The organism is Bradyrhizobium sp. CCBAU 45384 (assembly GCF_028128665.1).
In the GTDB taxonomy this organism is placed as follows: domain Bacteria; phylum Pseudomonadota; class Alphaproteobacteria; order Rhizobiales; family Xanthobacteraceae; genus Bradyrhizobium; species Bradyrhizobium manausense.
This window is the reverse complement of sequence record NZ_LBIZ01000102.1, coordinates 64,913-72,500: the sequence shown is the minus strand read 5'-3', so window position 1 is coordinate 72,500 and position 7,588 is coordinate 64,913. Positions and strand designations below refer to the sequence as shown.

The window sequence follows — 7,588 nt, the reverse complement described above, 5'->3', positions numbered from 1 at the left end:
GAGCTCTCCAACGCAGGCCTCTGGACTCCTGGATCGCCCGCGAAAGCCGGGCGACGACACCGTCAGTGCCGTAGGGTGGGCAAAGGCGCGACGGCGCCGTGCCCACGATCTCTTTCGTTCCGAAGAAAAAGCCGTGGGCACGCTTCGCTTTGCCCACCCTACGAAACTGGGCGACGATCAGAATTGAGGATTGTGGTGTGTTGCGCGCCACAACCATCGCTGTCATGCCCCGGCTCCAGTACGTCGTGGCGGACGTGGTGAGAGCGAGCTCTCCAACGCAGCCCTCTGGACTCCTGGATCGCCCGCGAAAGCCGGGCGACGACACCGTCAATGCCGTAGGGTGGGCAAAGGCGCGACGGCGCCGTGCCCACGATCTCTTTCGTTCCGAAGAAAAAGCCGTGGGCACGCTTCGCTTTGCCCACCCTACGAAACTGGGCGACGATCAGAATTGAGGATTGTGGTGTGTTGCGCGCCACAACCATCGCTGTCATGCCCCGGCTCCAGTACGCCGTGGCGGACTTGGTGAGAGCGAGCTCTCCAACGCAGGCCTCTGGACTCCTGGATCGCCCGCAAAAGCCGGGCGACGACACCGTCAGTGCCGTAGGGTGGGCAAAGGCGCGACAGCGCCGTGCCCACGATCTCTTTCGTTCCGAAAAACAAGCCGTGGGCACGCTTCGCTTTGCCCACCCTACGAAACTGGGCGACGATCAGAATTGAGGATTGTGGTGCGTCTAGTGCGCGCACACCCACCGCAGCCCTCTGATCGCCCGGTCGAGCCGGGCGATGACACCGCCGCCGCAAAGACAAAAAGCCCCGGAGACATCTCCGGGGCTTTCGTCATTTGATCGCTCGCAGCGCGCCGGCAACTATGTTCTCGTCCGCATCCGCATCATGAAACTGTCGAAGCTCAGCTCTGCCACCTGCATCCAGGCCAGCGATTCGTTGCGATAGGCCGACAGGCTCGCATACATCTTGCCGAAATGCGGATTGCTCTTGGCGAGATCGGCGTAGATCTCGCCGGCCGCGCTGTAGCATCCCTCCAGCACATCCTGCGGGAACGGCTTCAGGATCGCGCCGGCCACCAGCAGCCGCTTGAGCGCGGGCGGATTGACGGCATCGTACTTGCCGGTCACCCAGGTGAAGGTGTCACGCGAGGCGCTCTCGACCGCGGCCCGATAGTGCTTCGGCAGCGCGTTCCACTTGTCGAGATTCATGATGTTGTGGCCCTGACCGGTGCCCTCCCACCAGCCGGGATAATAGTAGAACTTGGCGACCTTCACGAAGCCGAGCTTCTCGTCGTCATAGGGGCCGACCCATTCGGCGGCGTCGATCGTGCCCTTCTCCAGCGCCGGATAGATGTCGCCGCCGGCAATCTGCTGCGGCACGCCGCCGACCTTGGCGATGATGGTGCCGGCAAAGCCGCCGACCCGGAATTTCAGTCCTTGCAGGTCCGCCATCGACTTGATCTCCTTCCGGAACCAGCCGCCCATCTGGGCGCCGGTCGATCCGGTCGGGATGCCGATGATGTTGTGCTCCTTGAGCAGATCGTTGACCAGGTCCTGGCCGCCGCCCCATTGCAGCCAGGAAATGTGCTGGCGCGTGTTCAGCCCGAACGGCAGCGCCGTGCCGAAGGTGAAGGCGGGGTTCTTGCCCCAGTAATAGTACAGCGCGGTGTTGCCGATCTCGACCGTGCCGTTCGAGACCGCGTCGAGCACCTGCAGGCCCGGGACGATCTCACCGGCCGCGAAGGGCTGGATCTGGAAGCGGTTGTCGGTGATCTCGGCGACGCGCTTGCAGAAATATTCGCAGCCGCCATAAAGCGTATCGAGTGCCTTCGGCCAGCTCGCGGCGAGCCGCCATCGCACCTCCGGCATCGATTGCGCGATCGCCGGCGCAGCGACCACACTCGCGGCCAGGCCCAATCCGCCTGCCGTCAGGAATTTACGACGTTCCATGCGTGTCCCCTCTCTGTGGTGTCGAGAGCTCGACGAGGGATCGCGATCTTGTCGTCGCTTTGCTCTTCGCCGGCGGCCGACGTGTGTCCGAAATTCAGAATTCCGGATCGTGGTCAGGATGACCAAAGCAAACCTGCAAATCAAGCGCACTTTGGTCGCCCCGGCGATCCCCCGTTTTGCCGGCGCCCGTCAATGCTGCGCTGCGAACGCCGCTTCCGTGGTTTTGCGGGTGTTCACTGCCAGGGCCAGGGAAGAGAGGCGGCTGCCTTGAAGAACGCCAGATGATGCCCGGATGAATCCGAGCTCCCAAATTGCAAAATTCAAGAGCTCGGGGCATCCTCAATCCATGATTTTGATTTTCATTCTCGGAGCAGTCATTGCCGCCGTTGCGCTGACCGAACGGAGCGTTGAACATCTGCCGTTTGCGGTCGCAGCTCTTCTCTTCAATGCAGCCCTGCTGCTGGCTTTTGTTGCCGACGTCGAGCGAGCGATCCTGCTGTCCGGCCTGCTGGCCGTGGCGATATCAGGCATATCCTCAGTCAAATTCGACCACAGCGCGCTCAAGCTGACCGTTTCCGATCTGCCCCTGGCGTTTGCGGGCACGGTCCCGTTTTTTGTCCTGCAATACCCACGCATGATGCTGGGTGTTCTGGCAGCAGGCGCGCTGTTCGCGTTCGCCTCAAGCGCGGTTCTGCTCTACGGCGCGGGTTCTCCCATTCCCGTCACGCCTCGCGTTCTCTTGCTCCTGCTTGCGCTCATCGGCTTTGCCAAGGCTTCCGCGTCAAAGGGCGTTACGTCTTTGCGGCTCACTCTGACGCAAGGGCGGTGCTTCTACTCAACCTTCATGGCCTCGCTGGTCGACCCTGCTTGCTGGCGGCAGTTCGGTGCGCTGGCGCTGAGCGATATCGCCAACGAACCACTGCCCTTGCGGGAGGCCATGCCGGCGCGCTCCGCCTGTTCTCCCGACATTATCGTCATCCAGCACGAGTCCGTCTTCGACCCGCGCATTTTCGGCCTTCCGGTCGATCCAACAGTCGAAGCCTTCCTGTCCCCGCCAGATGCGGAATTTGGCGGCCTGAACGTCGACATCTTCGGCGGAGGGTCGTGGCAATCCGAATTCAGCCTGCTGACCGGCCTCTCAAGTGCCAGCTTCGGTTCAAGCGCCTACTATCTCTTCAAGAAGGGCGCCGGCCGCTTTCATAGCAGCCTGCCGCGTTCGTTGGCCTCGCTCGGCTACCACTCGACATTGATATCCAGCTGTCGCCGCGGATTTCTCAGCTACGATAAATTCTACAGTTCGATCGGCATCGACGACCGCATCTTCGTCGATGAACTTCCCCCGCCATTCGATCTCAGGCGTTTCGAGGCAACAAATTCCGACGCGGTGTTTCTGGATGCGGTCATCGCTGCGTATGCCAAGAGGGTCGCTCACGACCCGACGCCGAGATTTCTTTATGCGCTGACCAACTTCAATCACGGTCCGCACAGCAGGCAGCTTGTGCCCTCAGGCCATTTCGAGAGGGAACGCGCCTTTGCCATGGCCAGCCTCCCCAATGCCGGATATGCCGAGTACTACACGCGACTGGCAGAGACCGCGTCAGCCTGGCAAACCGCCAGAGCCAGGCTGGCCAGCAGCTTCCCTGACCGGCCTGTTCTCATCGTGCATTACGGCGATCATCAACCCGTGCTGACGAAACAGATCGATCGACAGCTGAAGCGGCCGGGAGATGGGCGCAGCCCTTTTCGTACCTTCTACGCGATAGAAGCCCTCAATATCCCTCACTTCAGCCCCGGACCAGGCGTAGACCTCGATATCGCCTTCCTTGGTACTGTCGCGTTGCAACGGGCGGGCCTTGCGCTTGATCCGGTCTTCGCCACCCGTGCGAGCTTGATGGATGATTGCCGGGAAGCCTACTTCGCCTCAAGCTCCGAACGGAAACGCCGTTTCCATCGCACGCTCGTGGATCTGGGCCTCATAGACCTGATGCCAAGGGCCAGCCAAGCTCGTTGAGCTTGCCGCTCTGCCAGCGCTCTGCCAGACACAATGGCGACTGTCTGCGGGCTTGCTCCGCCTCTCCCGCAAGCTTGCGGGAGAGGGAGCCCAGTGCCGATGCCGCCGCATCGTGCAACCACGTGCGATAGCCCTGCCCTTGTGCTGGGAATGCACCTTCGTCGGTGCACTGATCGAGCTCATTCCATCAGGCTTTGCCGCCGTTTCACCTTCGATCCAAAAGCTCGCGAATCTTCAGCGCCAGCCTTGCCTGAGTGACGGGCTTTTCCAGCAGTTCCACGCCCTCGTCGAGCCTCCCCTGGTGAACGACGGCGTTGCGCGAGTAACCTGTCATGTAGAGAATCTTGAGTTTGGGCCTGATCTGCTGCGCGCGCCGTCCCAGATCGCGACCGTTGGTGCCGGGCATGACGACATCGGTCAGAAGCAGATCGACCTGCTGATCTTCCTGCAACAAAATGGTCAAAGCGGCCTGCGCGCTGCTGGCAGACAAAACCCGATAATTGAGATCCCGCAGGACGTCCGAAACGTAGGTCCTGAGATCGGTATCGTCTTCGACGACGAGAATGGTCTCTACAGCGATGCCTTCCGCTACGAACTCGTCCGCAGGCTCGGAACTGGGCTGTGCACTGCCCGCGTAACGCGGGAAATACATCTTGATGCTCGTACCTTCCCCGACCTCGCTGTAGATCTTCACATGTCCGCCGGATTGTTTGACGAAACCATAAACCTGGCTCAGTCCAAGGCCGGTCCCCTGCCCAGGCTCCTTGGTGGTAAAAAACGGCTCGAATGCATGATTCAGGACCTCCGGCGTCATGCCGGAGCCGGTATCACTCACGCTGATGACGACATATTGGCCGGCTGCGAGCTCCGGGTTGGCACGCGAATAGTCTTCGTCGGCGGAGACATTGGCCGCCTCGATGGTCAGCTTCCCGCCGTCAGGCATCGCATCACGGGCATTGATCGCAAGGTTGACGATCGACGATTCCAGATGGTTCACATCCGCTTCGATCTGCCAAAGGCCGGCGCCGCCCACCGTCTGCACTTCGATGCGTTCACCCAAAGTGCGCTGAAGGAACTCCTGCAGGCCACTCAGGAAGCCGTTCAGGTTGATCGGCTTGGGGTCGAGCGCCTGACGGCGCGAGAAGGCGAGCAACCGAGACGTCAGCGCCGCCGCCCGTTGAGCGCCACGCTTCGCGTTTGCCAGCGCGCGATGGAGATTCGGTGTTCCGACATTGCGGCTGTTGCGCTCTGCATTCTCGAGGTTTCCCAGCACGATCATCAGAAGATTGTTGAAGTCATGCGCGATGCCTCCGCTGAGCTGTCCGACCGCTTCGAGCTTCTGGGATGCAACGAGTTGCTCCTGGACCCGGTGAAGCTCGTCCTGGGTTTGCTTCCGCTCGGTGAGATCACGCGTGACTTTCGCAAAGCCGACGATCGTGCCGCTCTCGTCGGTAATCCTGTCGATGACGACCGAGGCCCAGAAGCGCGTGCCGTCCTTGCGCAAGCGCCAGCCCTCGGCTTCGAACCGCCCATTTTCCGCGGCCTCCTTCAGCGCCAGTTTTGGCACCTCCTTTTCAAGATCCTCGGGCGTGTAGAAGGTGCTGAAATGCCGGCCGATGATCTCCTCCGGCCGATAACCCTTGATGCGCTCGGCTCCGGGATTCCAGGTCGCGACATGTCCGGAGGGATCGAGTTGAAAAATCGCGTAGTCGACGACGGCTTCAACGAGCCGGCGATATCGTCGTTCGCTTTCCAGCAGGTCGTTATGGGCCTGCTGCCGCTCGGTGATGTCTCTCGTCACCTTCGCGAACCCGATCAGACCGCCTTCCTCGTCACGGATGGCGTCAAGAACGACGAGCGCCCAGAAGCGGCTGCCATCTTTTCTGACGCGCCAGCCTTCAGTGGCAAAGCGTCCCGTCTCCGCGGCAGTTGCCAGCGCCTTGGTGGGTAAACCCTTCTGCCGATCTTCAGGCGTGTAAAAGGTCGAAAAAGGCTTCCCGATGATCTCATCGGCGGCATAGCCCTTGAGGCGTTCAGCGCCCCTGTTCCAGGTCCTGACACGGCCGTCGGTATCCAGCATGAAGATGGCGTAGTCGATGATCCCGTTGATCAGCAACTCAAGGCTTTGAGGATCCGCGGCGGCGGTTGTTTTCATTCAACGAGAACTCAGGAGGCGGAACGGGGGTAATTCGCAACCACATGAGAGGTTCCCGCGCAACCAGCGATCCGGCTGGTTGGATCGCTCGGAAGAACTCGTTTGTGAGCTTCAGCCGAGCGCCATCGGATCCGCATCCCTATGCCGCGAACGTCGCCTCCATCGCCTTCCGTGTCTTGATCGCCTCGCTATTGGCGTCGAACTCGACGTCGCTCCAGCGCACGATCTCGCCATGGGCGACGTCGTGCTTCAGCTTGAGACGATGGGCGAGGCCAATCGGCAGGGCGCCTGCCTTGAGGCTCGCGGCCGCCGGCACCAGTCTGCCCCACACGGTGTAGCCGCCTTCGCCGTCGAGCATCTCGCCGGCGCGCAAATTGCGCTTGGCCACGGAGGCGACATCGCCGCGGAAGCCGAAAGGCTGCCCGGTCGGCTCGTCCCGCAGCGCCGCCGCCAGCACCGAGATGTTCAGCTCGAGCCCGATCAGATGGTAGGGCTTGTACATCGCCGCAAAGCGTCCGCTGGAATCGGTCTTCAGGCCATATTGCTTGAAACAGTCGGCGGCGTAATCATTCGGCGCCTCCAGCACGACATAGACGCCCCAGCGCAGATCGCGAAACACCGGCCGGCCGTCGCGCTCCAGCGACGAGACGACTTCGACGACGCCCGACCGTTCCAGCACGCCGCCGCGCGACCGCGGCCGCATGATGTGCGGCAAATCGTCGACGCCGCAGGGCGGAAACAGAAGTCCCTCCGAGGGCACGTCGAGGGCGCAGGCATTGGCAATCGCGGCCATCTCGATCGCCGATTTGGTGCCGTCGAGGAAGGAGTTGAACATCTGCGGGTTCATGCCGGCCGACTGGGCTTCGCCGGCGGTGAGACCATAATGCTGCCAGACGCCGTCAGGTGTCACGTCGTGATAGGCGGGCAGATATTTCGTGCCCTTGCCGGCGGCGACGACGCGAAAACCCGTGGCGCGGGCCCAGTCGACCATCTCCGCCGTCAGCGCCGGCTGGTCACCATAAGCGAGCGAATAGACCACGCCCGCCTTGCGCGCCTCCTCGGCAAGCAGCGGGCCGGCGAGCACGTCCGCTTCGACATTGACCATCACGATATGCTTGCCCGCCGCGATCGCGGCGCGCGCATGGCGGATGCCGACGGCCGGATTGCCGGTCGCCTCCACCACCACCTCCATCGCGCCGCCGGCAATCGCACGCGCGCCGTCATCGGTGAAAACGGTTGCGGCGATCCGCTCGGCGCTCCAGCCGACAGTGCGGCACGCCTCGCGCGCGCGCTCGCGGTCGATGTCGACGATAACAGGCACCTCCAGTCCCGGCGTGTGCGGCACCTGCGCCAGAAACATCGAGCCGAATTTGCCGGCGCCGATCAGCGCGACACGGACAGGCTTGCCGGCGGACGCGCGGGCCTGGAGCATGCGGAAGAGGTTCATGGGGAATGTCCTGCGTACAA

General features: G+C 62.3%; 5 protein-coding genes. 1 reads left to right on the top strand and 4 read right to left on the bottom strand.

The window, feature by feature from the left end; genetic code table 11:
- Positions 1-158 precede the first annotated feature (158 nt).
- Complete coding sequence (locus XH80_RS13560) at positions 159-491, bottom strand: hypothetical protein (protein WP_271598997.1); 333 nt, start codon at positions 489-491, stop codon at positions 159-161.
- 375 nt (positions 492-866) lie between these two features.
- The gene (locus XH80_RS13555) at positions 867-1,955 is read right to left on the bottom strand and encodes a TRAP transporter substrate-binding protein (protein WP_271598996.1); all 1,089 of its coding nucleotides are present in this window, start codon (positions 1,953-1,955) and stop codon (positions 867-869) included.
- Between the two features lie 292 nt (positions 1,956-2,247).
- Between XH80_RS13555 and XH80_RS13550 the strand changes: the two genes are divergently transcribed.
- Entirely contained in the window at positions 2,248-3,966 is a 1,719-nt protein-coding gene (locus tag XH80_RS13550; RefSeq protein ID WP_271598995.1) for a sulfatase-like hydrolase/transferase, read from the top strand.
- Positions 3,967-4,171: 205 nt separating this feature from the next.
- Here the strand turns inward: XH80_RS13550 and XH80_RS13545 are convergent, their stop codons facing one another.
- Positions 4,172-6,121, bottom strand: a complete 1,950-nt coding sequence (locus tag XH80_RS13545) for a hybrid sensor histidine kinase/response regulator (RefSeq protein WP_271598994.1) — start codon at positions 6,119-6,121, stop codon at positions 4,172-4,174.
- Between the two features lie 139 nt (positions 6,122-6,260).
- On the bottom strand, positions 6,261-7,568 hold the full coding sequence (locus tag XH80_RS13540; RefSeq protein ID WP_271598993.1) for an NAD(P)H-dependent oxidoreductase: 1,308 nt from the start codon (positions 7,566-7,568) through the stop codon (positions 6,261-6,263).
- Positions 7,569-7,588: the final 20 nt, after the last annotated feature.